This is a genomic window from Shewanella sp. 10N.286.51.B7, assembly GCF_002873615.1.
GTDB lineage: Bacteria > Pseudomonadota > Gammaproteobacteria > Enterobacterales > Shewanellaceae > Shewanella > Shewanella electrodiphila.
The window spans coordinates 39,865-57,360 of record NZ_MCUF01000018.1; the positions used below are offsets into that span (position 1 = coordinate 39,865).

The 17,496-nt window shown below is 41.0% G+C and carries 12 protein-coding genes and 1 riboswitch; of the genes, 2 read left to right on the top strand and 10 right to left on the bottom strand.

What is annotated here, in order from left to right:
* Positions 1–36: 36 nt before the first annotated feature.
* The 3 genes from BCU84_RS02770 to BCU84_RS02780 form a co-directional block, all read right to left on the bottom strand.
* Complete coding sequence (locus BCU84_RS02770; protein ID WP_102526577.1) at positions 37–1,176, bottom strand: succinylglutamate desuccinylase/aspartoacylase family protein; 1,140 nt, start codon at positions 1,174–1,176, stop codon at positions 37–39.
* A gap of 21 nt (positions 1,177–1,197) precedes the next feature.
* Entirely contained in the window at positions 1,198–2,547 is a 1,350-nt protein-coding gene (lysC, locus tag BCU84_RS02775; RefSeq protein ID WP_102526578.1) for a lysine-sensitive aspartokinase 3, read from the bottom strand.
* 141 nt (positions 2,548–2,688) lie between these two features.
* Positions 2,689–2,865: riboswitch (Lysine riboswitch) on the bottom strand.
* Between the two features lie 505 nt (positions 2,866–3,370).
* The gene (locus BCU84_RS02780) at positions 3,371–3,805 is read right to left on the bottom strand and encodes a DUF3293 domain-containing protein (protein ID WP_102526579.1); all 435 of its coding nucleotides are present in this window, start codon (positions 3,803–3,805) and stop codon (positions 3,371–3,373) included.
* 682 nt (positions 3,806–4,487) lie between these two features.
* Between BCU84_RS02780 and arcA the strand changes: the two genes are divergently transcribed.
* Positions 4,488–5,204, top strand: coding sequence for a two-component system response regulator ArcA (gene arcA, locus BCU84_RS02785; protein WP_102526580.1), 717 nt, complete (start codon positions 4,488–4,490; stop codon positions 5,202–5,204).
* Between the two features lie 284 nt (positions 5,205–5,488).
* Here arcA and BCU84_RS02790 read toward each other — a convergent pair whose 3' ends face one another.
* A complete protein-coding gene (locus BCU84_RS02790) occupies positions 5,489–7,765 on the bottom strand; it encodes a S9 family peptidase (RefSeq protein WP_102526581.1) in 2,277 nt (758 codons plus the stop codon).
* Positions 7,766–7,870: 105 nt separating this feature from the next.
* The gene (locus BCU84_RS21085) at positions 7,871–8,005 is read right to left on the bottom strand and encodes a hypothetical protein (RefSeq protein WP_267869067.1); all 135 of its coding nucleotides are present in this window, start codon (positions 8,003–8,005) and stop codon (positions 7,871–7,873) included.
* Here BCU84_RS21085 and BCU84_RS02795 point away from each other — a divergent pair.
* A complete protein-coding gene (locus BCU84_RS02795; RefSeq protein ID WP_102526582.1) occupies positions 8,004–8,996 on the top strand; it encodes a class 1 fructose-bisphosphatase in 993 nt (330 codons plus the stop codon). The genes BCU84_RS21085 and BCU84_RS02795 overlap by 2 nt on opposite strands.
* 92 nt (positions 8,997–9,088) lie before the next feature.
* On the opposite strand, the gene BCU84_RS02800 is transcribed toward BCU84_RS02795, so the two are convergent.
* The 5 genes from BCU84_RS02800 to BCU84_RS02820 all read right to left on the bottom strand — a co-directional run bounded on the left by BCU84_RS02800 (position 9,089) and on the right by BCU84_RS02820 (position 17,393).
* Complete coding sequence (locus BCU84_RS02800; RefSeq protein ID WP_102526583.1) at positions 9,089–9,844, bottom strand: thioredoxin family protein; 756 nt, start codon at positions 9,842–9,844, stop codon at positions 9,089–9,091.
* 144 nt (positions 9,845–9,988) lie between these two features.
* Positions 9,989–11,233: a dicarboxylate/amino acid:cation symporter gene (locus BCU84_RS02805; protein ID WP_102526584.1), complete on the bottom strand. Its 1,245-nt coding sequence runs from the start codon at positions 11,231–11,233 to the stop codon at positions 9,989–9,991.
* A gap of 579 nt (positions 11,234–11,812) precedes the next feature.
* Entirely contained in the window at positions 11,813–13,033 is a 1,221-nt protein-coding gene (locus tag BCU84_RS02810) for a phosphoenolpyruvate carboxylase (RefSeq protein WP_102526585.1), read from the bottom strand.
* Entirely contained in the window at positions 13,030–13,719 is a 690-nt protein-coding gene (locus BCU84_RS02815; protein WP_102526586.1) for a hypothetical protein, read from the bottom strand. Before BCU84_RS02815 ends, BCU84_RS02810 begins: the two co-directional genes overlap by 4 nt.
* Positions 13,719–17,393: an ATP-binding protein gene (locus tag BCU84_RS02820; RefSeq protein WP_102526587.1), complete on the bottom strand. Its 3,675-nt coding sequence runs from the start codon at positions 17,391–17,393 to the stop codon at positions 13,719–13,721. The genes BCU84_RS02815 and BCU84_RS02820 overlap by 1 nt, the downstream gene beginning before the upstream one ends.
* Positions 17,394–17,496: the final 103 nt, after the last annotated feature.

Genomic DNA, 17,496 nt, shown 5'->3' on the forward strand with positions numbered 1-17,496 from the left:
TAAGCTATAAGCTATAAGCTCAGGAAAAATCATACATCATTTAATCTCAAACACATTCGTCATCACTTTATACAGCTCAGTACCTTGATGCACTGATGCCGAAGCAAAGTGCAAAACAGGCACGCAATCACAAGGTAAACTCACTGACGTTAACGCTTGTTCTGAGCCATATTGATCAAGTCTTAATAGGGTAACTAACGACTCACCTGCTGCCAGCGGCTTGCCCACTTCTGCACAATATTCTACTAATCCCGCTTTTGGTGCATGAAACTTTTTGTAGTCTTTCAAATAACAGCCCCAGCGCGGCATCTCAGCTGGTAGCACTTTCTCTTCAATCACACCTCGGTGACTCAAATAAGCCAAAATTCCTAGCGCATCTTCTTTAGCGTCGGCCATATCAATGCGCTCTTGGCTAGCCAGTTCTAAGGTAAATGCGGCAACCGGTACATCAAAATGACGTTGTTGCGTGGCGCAATATTGTTGAAGCTGCCACCATGGATAAAAAGCGGCTTCGTCCATCGCACCGCCAAATTCATTTGGAATTATCAATGAAAAGGGAATAGAGAAGAATCCAGCGGCTTCAACATCATATTCAGGACAATATAAATGTTTGGCTGATTTCGGACCAGTATGTAAATCTAATACAATATCAGCGTCGTGGGCCATTGATTGCAAGCTAACCGCAAGGCGGTGTCCTGTGCTTATGCCCCAAGTATTGGCGATACGTTGCTGACAGCTACGGGTTAATAATTCACGAAAAGCCACGACTAACTCAGCATCTGATAATCCTTGGTTTAGTTCAAACCATTGAGGAATATTGCTAATAATATCAGCATGTTCATAATATTCACGATTCCAATTGACCCCAGTGATCGGGTCAAACCGCCCCAGGGTAAACTCGCCACTTTTTTGGTTTATACCTAGTGGGTTAGCAAGTGGAAGACAGCGAATATCACCTAAAATAGTGTATGATTCTAGCAAGGTCATTAGCTGATAAATAACCGCATTACCTTGTACTTCTGCGCCATGAACATTTGCTTGAATGTACACAGAAGGCGCAGCGCTATCGCTTCCTTTAAAACTAAACAAAGGCGCTGTAAGCGCTTGACCAGTGGCCAATTCTCCCAACTCAACTTGCGAAGTCAGTGCTTTAGAAGTACCGGTTGATGCTGTCATTTTTAACCTTATTGGCATTACTTATTCAAATAGATTTTGATGCAATGAATTTACTACATCTGCCGCTTCTGATTCAGCCACTAACACACATAAGTTGTGTGGGCTCGCGCCTTGACAGATCATGCGAACATTATGGTTTTCTAGTACTGAGAATACACGACTACATATGCCAGCTGTTGAAGCGATTTTATTACCAATAATCGCGACTAAAGCGAGATTATCTTCTACTCTAACTCGGCAATGCTGTGATAACTCTTGCAATAACGACTCACTTAATAAGCCTTGACCGCTTGAATCTGAACCGGTTTTATCCAGTGTCAGCGAGACATTAACTTCTGATGTGGTAATTAAATCAACAGAGATTTTATGCTTAGCAAGCGTTGCGAAGGTTTCCGCTAAAAAGCCCTGAGCATGTAGCATTTGTAAGCTATGTAAATTTAGTAATGTTTGATCACGTCTTAAAGCAACGGCGCGAAAAACAGGGACCTCTTCAACTTGATGACGGATCCAGGTTCCGCCCTGCTCAGGTGCTTTACTTGAACCTACAAAGACTTGAATTTTTTGACGAACAGCAGGAAGAATAGTCGCAGGATGCAATACTTTGGCGCCAAAAGTCGCCATTTCAGCGGCTTCATTAAAGCTGATTTCAGGGATCGGTCTAGCATTAGGGGCCAAACGAGGGTCAGTAGTATAAATACCAGCAACATCAGTCCAAATCTCTACCGCATCAGCTTTAAGCGCTTCAGCCAATAAAGCTGCTGAATAATCACTGCCACCACGGCCTAATGTTGTCGTGTGCCCTTCACTGTCTGCACCAATAAACCCTTGAGTTACAATGACCTGTTCATTTAAAAGCGGCGCTAAATGTTCAGCGGCTAAAGAAGCAATACTCTCTATCTGTGGCTCTGCACGGCCAAAGTGACTATCGGTTCTCAGTACTTGTCTTACATCAAATGCACTCGAAGGCGTGCCTTTTTGGCGAATAACTGCTGAAAATAACAATGAAGAACATTGCTCACCCATTGAGAGTAACTCATCAATAATGGCTTTGCTTCTATCTAGCACTAACGCATCACTAAGTACTGACATTCTACTGAGTAGCTTATCAATTGTTGCCGCCACATCTTGTGGGCGCTCTAGCTTATCAACAATGTCATATTGAACTTGGGCAATTTGAGTCAACAAAGCCATACGGCGTTGGTCATTTACGTTGGCTTGAGTCAACTCAACCAGTAAATTAGTCACGCCACTTGAGGCACTCACGACAACAACACGAGTATTAGAATTAGCAAGAATGATACCTGCACAGCGATTCATTGCAGAAAAATCGGCAACCGATGTGCCTCCAAATTTAGCAACAACTAAACTCATGACAGCACCTCAGCAATAGGCTGACTAGCATTTACAGATTGAACAATAAGATTTAAAAACATGATTACGCTCCGAACTTACTTCGTTCGAAGAGCCTGGTGCAGTGATAACGCACCCTTAGAGAAGGGAAACAGCAATCTTTTCACCAGAAGCTCTCCACCAATTAATAGGTGACAATCGTTAGGATTCAGCCTAATCGACCGATATGAAGTTAAACCAATCACTTCGAATATCTCGGCGCTAATCTCCCTCATAAGTCATCATCGGAATAGGTTTTCCTCAGACTCACTACCTAGCTAACGCTCCTCTTCTGTTTCTCCCAATGGAAGAAAGTGAAAAATACCAATAAATGACCATCTAAGTCAATTCAGACTTGTAATAAAGTTACTAAATAACAGAATACTGAAAATACGACATTTAAATGCTTAATCAAACAGGAGAGCTTTTTTGAAGGAATTGATAAGATAAATACTTAAATTACAGCAATAAAGAAGAATACAAAAAACAATCTAATGGATAGTTGAAGCAAATATTATACATCTGCAATAACAAAAATAGCGATTACTGCTCAATGATGTCTTAAAAGGGTTTATATACCTCGCCAATGAATACGTATTTTCAATGCAATTGTGAACCGTCAGTAAGTGATAAATAGTTAGCTCTACAATCCGCTTTCAGAATGAAGCTGTTATTCAACCTTAATCTGCTCTTGCTAGAATAAAACCTACATAAAGATACCATTAACGACTTCTGGGCAGAGATCTCACCTTAATCAACAATACCTAATTAACAACAATACTTAATTAGCAATAATACCTAAAAATTACTCGTGCAAATCTGGTAGTTCATTCACTAGCTGGGTACGTGTTGTAAAGTCGCCAATCATCACTTCATCATCTGGCGCATCTCCGCAAGCCACTAGAAACAATAAACCTTGGTTCACATAATAAATCGCATGTTGTTTGAACTCTCGCCCTAATTCTAACGCCTGCTGTTTATCAATAAAGACTGCCCAGCTTTTTTCCATATGCGATAAATCAGGAGCTGCGCCAATAAGTGAACGATATGGACTGTTATATTGTTCAATTTTTCGCTGTAAACGACGGTCTAATAACCGATTTTGGCAAGGAGTGAGCACACTACCAAGAGGATTGTGTGCGGTGACAATGGCGAAAGGAATATCATTAGATAAGCGCTGCGTGAGTAAAAATTGTGTTCCTTGATACTTGTGCCAAAGGCTATCAATTAAATTATCCATTATCTAATATTCTCTGTTAATCCCAGTTAAGTGTAGCAAACCCTTATTCACGCTCATAGTCCATGTGATGCAAGTCACAAGAACAATAATTAAATTAAACAGCAAAATCAAAGGCTTATTAAAAAATTCAATTTTGTAACAATTCTAATGCGTAAATTTGTTAACATTTCATTTGTTAACAAATGCCTAAAACGAGTACAATAATCACCACTAGCTAGATTTTGCTACATAACTATAAGTTGTGGCACAAGCTGTTACATTTATCGGTACATTTTTTCACCATTAAATAATCAAGCTTGAGCATTTTGTTCTACATTTTTAGATAACATTAAATATAGAACATTATTAAATTGCCAAGGAACTTTTATGAGCAATTTAATCTCATAGTGTAACGAATCATTGTTTTAATAGATCTTTAGACTGATTGTGAGTGAGTTAAGACTCAGCATACAATGAGAATATGGATTTTTTATGATCACATTTATGTCACGTATGTCTCTTTTAATAATGTATTAAGCTGAGTGTATATAATGTAGCTAGTCATGAAGCGTGTTTTGTTCAGGGCAGACATAGATAAACACCTATCGTGAAATTTATAAATTATCGGCGTTTCATTAATAAACACGCCAACGCCCTAGTGCAACATGACTAGAATCAATTGTTTTTAATTTAGGTAAATAACATGCAAAACCCACACATTCTTATTGTTGAAGATGAAGCTGTAACCCGTAATACACTGCGTAGTATTTTTGAAGCAGAAGGGTATGTAGTAACTGAAGCAAACGATGGCGCAGAAATGCATAAAGCCATGCAGGATAATAAGATTAATCTTGTTGTTATGGATATCAATCTTCCTGGTAAAAACGGTTTATTGTTAGCTCGTGAGCTTCGTGAAATTAACAATATCGGCCTTATCTTCTTAACTGGTCGTGACAACGAAGTTGACAAAATTCTTGGTCTTGAAATTGGCGCTGATGACTACATCACTAAGCCATTCAACCCACGTGAATTAACTATCCGTGCTCGCAACTTATTAACTCGCGTTAATAGTGCTGGTGCAGAAATCGAAGAAAAAGGTTCTGTAGAATTCTACCGCTTCAATGGTTGGAGCTTAGAAATCAACAGCCGTTCTTTAGTAAGCCCACAAGGTGAATCTTATAAGCTTCCACGCAGTGAATTCCGCGCGATGCTTCACTTTGTAGAAAACCCAGGCAAAATCTTAACTCGTGCTGACTTGTTAATGAAGATGACTGGCCGTGAGCTTAAGCCACATGACCGTACTGTTGACGTAACCATTCGTCGCATCCGTAAGCATTTCGAAAGCTTACCTGATACGCCAGAAATCATCGCGACTATCCACGGTGAAGGCTATCGTTTTTGCGGTAACTTAGAAGATTAATTTTCGCTTATTGCGGAAATAAAAAAAGCCAAGTCGATGACTTGGCTTTTTTATTGGCTGTAATTCAGCTTAACGGACAAACTATATTACGAATATTCTTTGGCTAAAGCTCAATCTCGAAACGAAGGGGTAAGCTACGCTTTAAATACCGAGACGTTACTTCTTATGAATGTAGTTTAACTGATCGAATTATTTACGCCTTTTGTCTTTAAACAATTCAATTAAGCTCATTAAACACAAAGCCCCCGCTATCACATTGAGGGCTATTAGTACCGCTACCGTCATTACTTCAACTCATTTTCCAAGAAAGCAGCCAATGACTTATAAAGGTGATTTCTAACTTTTTCACCACGCATTGAATGTTTCGAACCTGGATAATCCATCATCTGAAATAATTTACCTTCATCCTGCAAGGCTTTATAAACGCGAGTGCTGTTTTCAAACAACACATTATCGTCAGCCATGCCGTGATACATCATCAATCCTGATTGATAATTTTTCACATAAGGTAAAACACTACTGGCATCATAACCTGTTTGATTTCTTTCAGGATGACCCATGTAACGTTCTGTGTAATGCGTATCATATAAACGCCAATCTGTGACCGGTGCGCCAGATATTGCAGCCTTAAAATAATCAGGTGCTTTAAATTGCGCCATCAATGCCATGTAACCGCCATAGCTATGACCATAAATCGCAATATTGTTTCCATCGATATAAGGCAGACTACGTAAATGATCTACGCCCACTTTCTGATCTTCGACTTCTGCATCGCCCATGTTTTGGTAAATAACATATTCAAACTCAGTACCGCGGTGCGCAGAGCCACGATTATCTAATTGAAATACCGCAAAACCTTGTTGCAGTAGATACTGAGTAAAATAATCCGCTTCGCTCCAACTATTCACCACTAATTGCGCATGTGGACCGCCATAAACGCGAACAACAACAGGGTATTTCTTACTGTCATCAAAAGGTACAGGTTTAAATAAACGATATTGCAGTGCTTGGCCATCTTCAGCTTTTAGCTCTCCAAACTCAGGCATTTGCCAAAGACCCGCAAAGTCATACAAAGGGTGTGACTGATTAACTTCATTTTGCTCAACCCAAGCTAATTGCTTACCTTTTTCATCGTGTAAGCTCACTTGTGGCGGCTGACTTAGGCTATTAAAGTAATCTAAGTAAACAGGTTTATTATCTGCAAATACCGCAGAATGCATGCCGTTACGGCTGGAGATTTTTTCGATCTCGCCACCAGCTAATGGCACTCGGTATAAATGACGTTCAACTACAGAATCTTTACGACCAGAGAAATAAACCCATGCTGCTTTTTCATCAACTAACTCAAGCGCATCAACCGCCCAGTTACCTTGGGTTAATTGCTTTAATACTTTGCCATTTACATCGAATAAATAAAGGTGATTAAAACCATCTCGCTCCGAGGCCCAAATGAATGACTTTTGCTGTTTTAAAAACTGTAAATCATCATTGAGGTTAACCCATGCTTCGCTTCGTTCAGCCACTACCGTTTTTGCAAGGTTATTGCTTTTAACATCCACAATGCGTAAATCAAGCGCTTGCTGATCGCGGCTTTGCCACTGAAATGATAAATGCTGACTATCAGGTAGCCATTTGACTCGCGGCAAATAAATATCTTTGTCTTTACCTAAATCGATCCATGAAACTTGTTGCTCTTTTCCTTCTTTGGCAAGCGTAATCACGCCTAACTCTATTTCAACGTTTGTTTTACCCGCATATGGGTAACGCTGCTCGGTGAGTTTAATCCCATCTGCATAAATTTCATTACGCGTGACTAATTCAACGCCTGACTCATCAATACGAGTAAACGCGATAGATGACTCGTCTGGCGACCACCAATAACCTGTCATACGGCCCATTTCTTCCTGGGCGACAAATTCTGCCATACCATTTTTAATCGGACCTTTGCCATCAAAGGTCAACTGAGTCAGTTTTGAGCTAGCGAGTTCTAGTACATAAATGTTTTGCTCTCGCACAAAAGATACATACTTACCTTTTGGCGATAGTCGCGCATCAGTAACGAAACCTTCGCCAGTATCAAGCTCCACCGCTTTGTTATCAGCAATGGTAAAATAATATAAAGTGCCAGCAGCTGGGATCAATAACGCTTCGCTGTCATCAGCCCAGAAGTACTCCATGATCCCTTGACCATAAATACGTTGGCGCTCACGGCGTGCTTTTTCTTCATCAGACAATTCACCCGAAGCTAATTTATCGGCATTGAGTAAAATGCTGCGCTTTGCCGTTGCAATGTCCATTTGCCATAAATCGTAGAAGTGTTGATTATCTTCACGACTTGCAAGGTATGTCACCAATCTACCATCTGGAGACAACTTCAGTCCTCTAGGGCTTGCACCAGCTAAGGCTGGCGAAGCATGAATTCGTTCAATAGTAAGCGGAGTGTTATTACCTGTCATATTCATTGTTGAGGCCAATACGTAGGTCGAGAAAAGAGAACTAGTCATTACTAGCGGAATTACGGATAACACTGAAAGTGCTGTAGATTTCCATTTCGTCATCATGGTCATTCCTTACAAAAAATGATGGTGTAAATTTCTTATTGTTATTATTTTTAATTTAACCAAATACCAACCTAAAGTAGGCATTTTGCGTGAGTTTATAACAAATCAGTCCGAAGTCATATATTGCTCATCTTTTTCACGCTGTAATGTCACCCGAACTAAGGTATTATCTGTGGCAATAAAATAGAACATTAACCACTGGTTACCGACCTTAACCTCTACTGTCTTAGGAACAAGCATGCAAACTTTGACACAAACCCTTACAAAACAAGCTGTATCAGAATCTCTTTCACAATTAATTTTGAGCTTAGCTGACTGTTCAAAAGAAATTAGCCAAGCCGTTCGCCATGGCGCACTAGCAGGCGTTTTAGGTGCAACTGAACAAGAGAATGTCCAAGGCGAAACACAGAAGAAACTCGACGTTATCACCAACGATATGCTCAAAGATGCACTCAAAGCCGAAGGTAATGTGCGTGGTCTAGCATCAGAAGAAGAAGACTATGTGGTTGAAGTGAATAAGCAAGGTGAATACTTGGTTTGTTTTGATCCATTAGATGGCTCTTCAAACATTGATATTAACTCTTTGGTAGGCACTATTTTCTCAGTACTACCAGCACAAGCTGGTGAGTTAACTGAAAACAGCTTTTTACAAAATGGTCGTCAGCAAGTTGCTGCTGGTTATGTTCTATATGGCCCATCAACCATGATGGCATTAACAACAGGTAATGGCACTCAACTTTATACTCTAGACCCTGATACAAACGAATTCTTGCTAACAGATCCGAGTGTTAGCATCAGCCAAGATACTGCTGAGTTTGCCATCAATATGTCAAACCAACGTTTTTGGGAAGCGCCAATGCAAACTTACATTAGCGATTTGTTGCTAGGTAAAATTGGCACTCGTGAGAAGTCTTTCAATATGCGCTGGATTGCAGCCATGGTGGGTGATGTACATCGCGTGTTATGTCGTGGTGGTATCTTTATGTATCCAACCGATAACAAGAACCCTGAGAAGCCGTATAAGCTACGTTTGATGTATGAAGCTAACCCAATGGCATTATTAGTAGAACAAGCCGGTGGTAAAGCCTCAACTGGTTATGGTGACATCTTAGATATTGAACCAGAAGCCATTCACCAACGTGTAGCGGTAATTTTAGGATCAGCTAACGAAGTTGAAACTTGCTTAAGCTATCACGGTCTTGATTACAGTAGTGAACCTGAAATCAGCTAAGCTGCTTATTTTAAACCTCATCTTTTAAGTGAGGTTTAACTAAAAAACCGCCAGTTGGCGGTTTTTTTTATTTCGAGTGTTAGGCCCGGTTATTACTGCCAGCTAAAAAGAGCATAATCGGGCAAATTCAATTTTGCTGCAGGATCTTCGGCTAACTTTAGTTTCATTGCGACAATATCCTTTTGTAATTGCGTGCGAAATTGCCACACTTCAGTGGCGACAGCTTGCAACTCATCCGACTTATCTACACTCCCCTCTCGCACCGCAGCCCAAATCGGTCTTAAATGATCAAAGCCCTGCTTCATTTTCGCCACATTTTTTTCGGTAAATTGATCAATTTCCGCAGAGCTATGTAATGGCGCGACAGGTTGGCTACCAATACTTGAAAAGAACGTTAGATAATCATCCATAGGAACACTGTCAGCACTTTGCCATTTAGATAAGTTTACCTCATTGAGAAGTTGACTGGTTTCAGGGTTAATCACCATCACTGTCGGCGTGCCAAAGTAGGCAGGATAGGCATATTTTTGAGGTAAATAATGTAAGTCATCAAAGTAACCCACATCAACAAACACAGTTTCAAAGCGATCGGATAGTATGGTTTGCATTTGATTTGTCGAAAACTTAGCAGCAAGACCACGGCTGTCATGGCACCACTGTGCGCCCATCACCACCAGTAACAATTTACCATTTGCTCGAGCTGTAGACTGCGCCGATGCTACTCGCTCCATATCATTATCATGAGCAATAAACGTATATTGTGGCAGGGCTTCACCATGATGCGTCGTTGACTGACATCCCATCAATAACATTAATGGTATTAAAATAAATCCAATCCCTAATTTCACGCAACCTTCCCTTTATTTTTATGATAGTTAACTAAGCATATACAAAAAAGGTCTGCAAATGCAGACCTTTTGTTAACCCCATGTTCAACGAACGGTTAAGCATAGGGTTAACCGTTCGTTGAGCCCCAAAAGACTCAATCAAACTTAAGCTTTTTCAGCTTCAATCTGGTGCGGTTTTTCAGTTTGGTCGACAATGGTTAATACAGCGGTATCACCAACAACGTTACATGACGTCAGCACCATATCGATGATACGGTCTAACGCAGCGACAATAGCAAACGCTTCAACTGGTAATCCCATTTGGTGAATAAGCACACCAATCATCACCATACCACCACCAGGCACACCACCTGCACCCACTGACAATAAGAAAACACTGAACAATAAGGCTGGAATTTGATCGCCACTAATAGGCATACCAAAAGCATTGGCAACAAAGAAGATTGCAATAGTGATGTAAATTGATACACCGCCCATGTTCATCGTCGCGCCCAGTGGCACACCAAAACCAGCAACTGCGCGGTTAACACCTAACTTATCAGTTAAGGTACGCATGGTGACTGGAATTGTTGCATTTGAACTCGCAGTTGATAGCGAGAACAAGATTTGTTCGCGGGTTTTTTCGCGGAATTGTTTCGCTGTTACTTGAGTAAAGAAACTTACTGCATATGGATAAACCACAAAAATCCACAGTAATAACAGACCAAGAATTAACAATAAATATTGCACCACGCTGAAGAAGATTTCAGGCTCTAACGTCGCACCAAGCTTGAACATCAATGCAAATACACCGATAGGGGCAAGGTTCATCACCACTGATATCAAACGCATCATAATGACGTTAGCGGTTTGAAAGCCCTTCACTGCGCCTTTAGCAACTTCACCTAATGACTTGATCACACCGCCTAGCAATAGCGCCATGAAAATGACTTGCAGCATATTGCCTGACGTAAATGCAGAGAACGGGTTATTCGGTACGATATTGACAATCAAGGTCATCAAATTAGGCAGTTCAGTGGCGGTAATATCCACACCACCAGCACTAGACATATCAACGCCTTTACCTGGCTCGATTAACATTGCTACCGCAAAAGCAGCCGTAATCGCCACTAGGGTATTAATAATGTAAAAGCCAAACGTTTTGCCACCAAGACGGCCGAAGCTTTTTAGGTCTTGTAGTTCACACACGCCGCAAACAATACTGACAAATACTAGCGGCACCACTAGCATCATGATCATATTGACGAACATTTTACCAATGCCAGAAGCGACTTCGACTAATGTCCCCGAAAAGAACGCCACATCATTTAGCGCAAATTGAACGATACTACCCAGTAGTACCCCTAAGAATAACCCGATAAAAATTCGAGTCGATAATGATTTGGTCATAATTTTCTGTATTCCTAGTTCAAGCCGACTTCAGAAAGAAAACACCTAAAAACGACGATAAAATTTGTTTTAATTATTTTTAACGACAAGGATACTGAAACAAGATGCAACATAATTCAATGTTAGAGATCAATAAGTTGTTATAAGGAATTAAACTAGATATTTACAGTGAGGTATAATTGACTGTTTTAAAACAATTAAACCATGAAATTTAATAAAATTGACTGTTATGCCAGTTTTCAAAACCAAAACACAACTCCATAACAGCGAGATCCGTTAGTTAAATTACCAAATTAAGTTAGATACACTGGCTTACTACAATATGTTTTGCCTTGATGCCATAACACTCGTAAGCAATAACATTTGTTACTAAATAAAATTAATCATAATGTTATCAGTAAGATCGATAAATGTATCAATATAAAACCATATGAGTCGCTACTGTTAAATCATCACAGCAATTTCAACTGGCTAAATTCTAGCCAATAAAAAAGCAGTTAAGTTGCCTTAACTGCTTTACCCGCTAACAAGCTTATTTACGTTTTGAGCGCCATTAACGCAAATTCAAAGCTCGTCTTTTTATGCTAGCCATAGCTCAACATCGTGGATCATAAAGTTACCATTATAAACAGGATCAGGTTCACCTATTGGTTCCAACTCAAAATAGGCTTTATGCTCGTCGGGTAAGCCTTCATAGCCACCAATAACTTGATACAGCCAGTTTTCGGATTCCCACTCAAGCTTATTAGCTTGTAGATACTCAAGCGCCGACTGGCGAAGACCTGAATCAATGACTTCACAGAAATACTCATCGACAGCTAGCTTCAATGGATTATCTGGGATATCAAAATCTTCCACTGCAGTCATTGTGGTTTCAACATTATGCTCACGCACTTTGCTTGGTAACAAGTCCCGACTAATGGCTTTAATTTTTGATACCGTATCAAGCAAGGTTAACTCATGCTGACTATTATGCACATCAACACTGGCAGGCTTGATGATCGCTTCAGCGCAATTAAACAACCTAGGAACATGCTTATGGCCAACATGATTTTCTGGTTGATAATCAGGGTGTAAATCTGTGTGCAGTAAAAAACCTTTCAACAATCGAGTTCGGCCTTGGATTTGTCTAAATCGCCCTAAAAGCTCCAATAACCTGCCCTGCACCGCACTGACTTCTTGAGTACACTGACTTAAAGTTTCTTGTAAGTTAGTGACCAGCAAACGTCGTAACTCACGAATATCACCGGCAATCTCACTTAATTCGCTGAACTGGAACATCTCCAGACCGTTAAGTAGCTCAGATACCTGACTTTGGGCTAATTCATTTTCGCGAATTTTAGCGTTGATACTTCCCACATAGCCAAACTCATTATTGATCCGGCTCCATAACACCCTAATGGAGTACCTTAGGCTATCGGTAAAGCTATAAACATGTTCACTTAAGTCAGCTAAATACGCTTCAGCGGCACTGTAATCGATATTATGACGGGCTTCTTTATAATGATCAGCCAAAGTCTTAATGGTGCTAAATGCGGATCCCACATTAGAATCAATCTGCCGATTACGTTCATCACTTAAGGCTTCTTCTAGTAAAGCCCGCACCGAGCGTTTTAGTCGCAGCTCTTCGTCTGGTTCTGGTCGCCATAAAATACCGCTCTTTTTCAGTTTCTCAATCACCGCAACATCATGAGTAGATTCACTGACTGAGCCAGCTAAATAGGCATCCATAACCACATCAGCATGACGACTGAGCTGTTTGAGCAGCTTAACCCCGGCTTGATGTAAATTATTACTCATACTAAATCCCGTTGCGTGGCCGTTTCAGCTTGAGCTTCAAGACTTAGTCCTTCGGTTTCATCAATAAAGCGAATCACCTCATACAGGTAATCAAGCTTACCCGTGGCGATGTAAATCTGCTTTTCGCTGTTTGGCTTAATCAAGTAGCCCAGTTCAACTAACCGCTTAAACACCAGTTTTATTTGGTTATCGACATTACTGCTGGTTGAGCCAAATAGTCGATACTGGCTTAATTTAGCCAGTTGTTCCATAAAGGCTGGCGTATCTTCAATACGCGCCTGCAGCTCAGTTAATCTTATTGGTGCGCCTTCACTTAAAGGGGCATCTTGGCCACTGCTCTCTTGCACCAGTACTAACCATTCCACCAGCGGAATTAACGCTGAACAAATGTCTTTAAACTGACTCGAGATAACCTTCTTTTCTTGATCTCCTAGTTGCTGGTAACCACAAAAAAATACATCGCCTTCAGCAGCCGATGAAATCGTGCGATTAATTTGGTTAAGATATTGCTCAACCTTTTCAAAGGTGGTGCTATTTTTAAGCGCGCGCCAACCATCTTCATTGGTTGTGCGGCAAATAAACTCGCCGCGTAACAACTGTTCAATCAATACCCCTGTGCCGACCAAAGGCGTGTCTGAAGAGACAGAGTTTAATGAGTTTGAAGTAGACGTTATAGACTCAGACATTACACAGTCTCCTTGTTAGCTCGTTGGCTTAATCGTTCTGCCAGAGGATTACTTTTAGGCTTAACCACTTGCAGTTTTCGGGTTTGTTTATTGATAATATAGCGGTTAGCAAACAAGTTAAGCACTTCAGATTCTGGGTTAGGGAAGGCCCCCAAAACACTGATATTGTTATTCACACAAGCATCAAAAATCTTCTTCACATTGGTGTGATGCAAAGTGCCTAATTCATCAATTGGCCAATGAATAGTGACATCTGCTTTACCGCGTAATAAGCGCGTAAATGCCAATAAGAACTTACACAAGATTAAGTAAGCCATACCATGACTTGATGACTCATTAAGCTGTCTATCGGTGCGGATAATCAAATCGCTATTGCCTTCTTTTAGGCGCAATTCAATTTCCAGTAATTTAGCAATACCACCAGATAATGCGGAGCGACCAATGATGTCTAATGCTCGGCGCATACTTGAGGTGTAATGCTCATCAGGCAATTGGCTAAAACCATCCGCTTTCCATTGTTTAAAGGCTTTCACGAACACTTCTAATTCTGGCCAGAACTCTAATTCACTAATACGCGAACGAATCCTCACTGCCGACTCTGAAACACCATCAAGGAATAACTCTTCGCCGACTTCGCGAGTAATCCGCGCGCTTTGTGAGGCAATACGGCGATCTATATCGGCGAGCACATCATAATAAGCGGTTAAATCGATACCAAAAATACGCCCTTGCTCACGAATAGCCATCAGTGATTGCGGCACCATCACATTCAGCAGTTGCTCAAGTTGCGGCACTAACTTACGGTAATCCAGTAAACGGATCCCTTTATCGTTAGTAAAGCTCGACTCATCCCGAGCACGCTCCCAAAACTCAGCTAAACTCGAACCGGATTTACTGACAATCACCGAGTCAAAGTGTTCAACATATTGCTTTACTGAACCCAATAAATAGTCGCGTTGCAGAAGTAACTCTTCACCTTGTCTTAAGCGTTCGCCAATACTGCCATCAGCTTCATCTTTACTAGGTGGTAGTTTCAATTCCGCTAATTTGCGCATCACTGCACGTAATTTAGTTAAGTTTTCAGATGCATCGACTTGCGCAGCATCCGAAGCTTTTTTCTTGGTTTCAAGCTGCTGTTTACGCTGCTTCACATCTGCTGTTTTATTTGCAAGCTGCTGCTCTAACTCTAGTGCGGCTTGTTTGACTTTAGATAAGTCGGTTTGCAGTTTAGGTTTAGTGATCATCCATGCATTTTGATACCAATGGTCATAACGCAACACATCACTTCGACGTTTTTCAGCGTTACTGATTTGGCTTTCTAATTCACGGATGTTTCCTTTAAGCGCAACAATCGCTGCTTCATCGACACCGCGAGATTTAAGCTCGTTCTTGTACCAAGTATCACAGGCTTTCTGTTCTTGTTTGGCGTTACTGCGGCGAGTCTCAATATTGGCTTTGATTTGCCCTAGTTGGTTATCCAGTGCGCCAACCACATCTTGCCAGTAAGCATTTTTTTCCATTCGCGCTTCAAGCGCTTGCTCTTTTTGCTCAGATAACCAAGCTAAATGGTGATTATGTTGTTGCTTAAGTTCGTTATCTAACTGAATAAGACGCTTGCTTGCATGGGCTTTTCTATCAGCCAAAGCTTGATTGATTTGCTCTTGAGTACTGCGTTTTTCATCAAATAAACGCCTAACATCTTCACGACTATTTTTATAAGCTGTGCGGGCAAAGGTAAGCTCTTTATTAAGATTATCGAGCTCATCGTTGATGGCAACCAGCTGATCTTCGTGCTCAGCTTTAAGCTCTTCAGCTTGGGCTAAAGCATCTTCAGCTTTATTGAGCCTTAAACGTAAGTCCTGTTCAGAGGCGGCATAATCAGGCACCTCAATCGCTTTAAGATCTAAGCCAATACCAAATAACGACTCGTCATTATTTCCTGAAACGCTTGGATGTAAGTCTGTTCGATGGAGTAATTCTGGCGCAATCACTTTACCAAAGCTTTGCTCCCAGCCCGGTGACTCTTTGCGTAGAAACTCAAGTAAAGTATGTGACTGAGGAAATAAAACCCCTTTAACATCATCTACATCGCTTAGTCGCTCGTTTACTCGAACACTGGCGATGCGTAATGCTTCGCTGACTTGATCGCGCTTTGCTCTGAGCTTGCGTTCAACACTCGATAAACGATCGACTTTTTGATTACAAATTTCTTGCTCTTCATCGGCGCGACTAATTCGTTCATCGAATACCGCCAGCGTCATTTTTTCTTCTTCGGTATACGTTACGCCATCAATCTGATGACTTAACTCACCGCGAGTTAATTTGAGTTGGTACTCTTGTTCAGCAAATGCCGCTTTACCAGCATCGGTTTTATCACGCCATAAATTCTCTAGTGCCGCTAAATCTTCTGACGACGCTTCACGCTGACTATCGCGGTTTTCACGCGCTTCATCTTGCTCTTCATGAAGAGATTCCAGCTCACGGTGTAGTTGCTCTGCAATTTTACTGCGACGAGAGCTGTAAGCTGCTTCAATATCTTGGTGCTTTTCAGTTTGTAGCTTATGACGCTCTGTGAGGTTTTCTAAATCACTGCGCCAATTATCCAAACTGTCTAAATCAGCTTTAGCTTGCTCAATATTGGCATTTAAAAAGCCTTCGTATTGATCTTCAATGGCATCCAGTTCAGCTTCATACTTACGTGTGTCACCTTGCGCAAAAGATAACTCCTGACTGATCTCATCACGTGCTTCTTTCCACTCTTCATCTAATAATCTCAGCTGTAAACTGGCATCTTTAGATTCATTTTGATTGATATCTTGTCTCTCAGCTTCAAAGGTTTCATCTGCGCGATAACCTTTACCCAATGTCCCTAAACGCAATTCAGCGCTCAGTAACTGGTTAAATTCTTGTTCTAATTTCTCAAACTCTGGGCGAATTTGTTCAAAGCCTTGTACCAATTGGCTTTCACGGATCCAATTCTCGACACGCTGCGGATTAAGGCGAGACGTTGGCGGATTAACTCCGTCTTCTTCTAAAATAGCCGCAACCATCGACTTAACGGTTTCCATTTTTCCTTCTTTGGAATGGACCGCTTTAGCAAGTTTCTCTATATGACGTAATGAATATTCACTGTCACACAATGAAAAGTGATGCGCATAGGTGCGTAACTCACCTTTATTACCACCTGTAGTTAATAAACTGCGATCGTGTTGGATAATCGCGCGATATTCACGGGTGTTCAGTAGATTAGTATGAGTGACTTGAGCACGTTTCATTTCTCGGCCAAGTTCAGCCATGGTATGACAAATAATTGTATCGCCATTACGGTTTTTAACGTAATCATCTAACTCGAAGCCTTTAGCAATAAAGCGATAGTTAACGCCTTTGCCGTCACCAGCTGACGCCATAACCGCTTGATACAACTTGCCATCACTCTTTTGATACTCATAAATGATATAGCTTGAATCGTGAGGTAAGTACCAACGCTCGAAACTGTCACGGGTAGAAGGAACGACGCGGCTTGGGTATTCGCCATAAAACACGGGAACCAGTCGCTGTAACGTGGTTTTACCCGACGCATTGGTACCACAAATATTAGTGTGTCCATCTAATTGAAGTTCTACTACACCTGGGAGGTGAGTATTAATTAACACGATTCTGATCAAGCTTGGCATTGGAGTCCTTTTGCGCAGTCAGCTAAAGCTACAAACTAGATTTCAAGGCACTTTTTAAGCGCTTTTCTTATGAGCTTGGCTTATGATTTTTTACCTATTGGTA

Excerpts from the sequence above, each read along its gene's own strand:
- BCU84_RS02770 (WP_102526577.1), bottom strand. The coding sequence starts at position 1,176 with ATGACAGCATCAACCGGTACTTCTAAAGCACTGACTTCGCAAGTTGAG.
- lysC (WP_102526578.1), bottom strand. The coding sequence starts at position 2,547 with ATGAGTTTAGTTGTTGCTAAATTTGGAGGCACATCGGTTGCCGATTTT.
- BCU84_RS02780 (WP_102526579.1), bottom strand. The coding sequence starts at position 3,805 with ATGGATAATTTAATTGATAGCCTTTGGCACAAGTATCAAGGAACACAA.
- arcA (WP_102526580.1), top strand. The coding sequence starts at position 4,488 with ATGCAAAACCCACACATTCTTATTGTTGAAGATGAAGCTGTAACCCGT.
- BCU84_RS02790 (WP_102526581.1), bottom strand. The coding sequence starts at position 7,765 with ATGATGACGAAATGGAAATCTACAGCACTTTCAGTGTTATCCGTAATT.
- BCU84_RS02795 (WP_102526582.1), top strand. The coding sequence starts at position 8,004 with ATGCAAACTTTGACACAAACCCTTACAAAACAAGCTGTATCAGAATCT.
- BCU84_RS21085 (WP_267869067.1), bottom strand. The coding sequence starts at position 8,005 with ATGCTTGTTCCTAAGACAGTAGAGGTTAAGGTCGGTAACCAGTGGTTA.
- BCU84_RS02805 (WP_102526584.1), bottom strand. The coding sequence starts at position 11,233 with ATGACCAAATCATTATCGACTCGAATTTTTATCGGGTTATTCTTAGGG.
- BCU84_RS02810 (WP_102526585.1), bottom strand. The coding sequence starts at position 13,033 with ATGAGTAATAATTTACATCAAGCCGGGGTTAAGCTGCTCAAACAGCTC.
- BCU84_RS02815 (WP_102526586.1), bottom strand. The coding sequence starts at position 13,719 with ATGTCTGAGTCTATAACGTCTACTTCAAACTCATTAAACTCTGTCTCT.
- BCU84_RS02820 (WP_102526587.1), bottom strand. The coding sequence starts at position 17,393 with ATGCCAAGCTTGATCAGAATCGTGTTAATTAATACTCACCTCCCAGGT.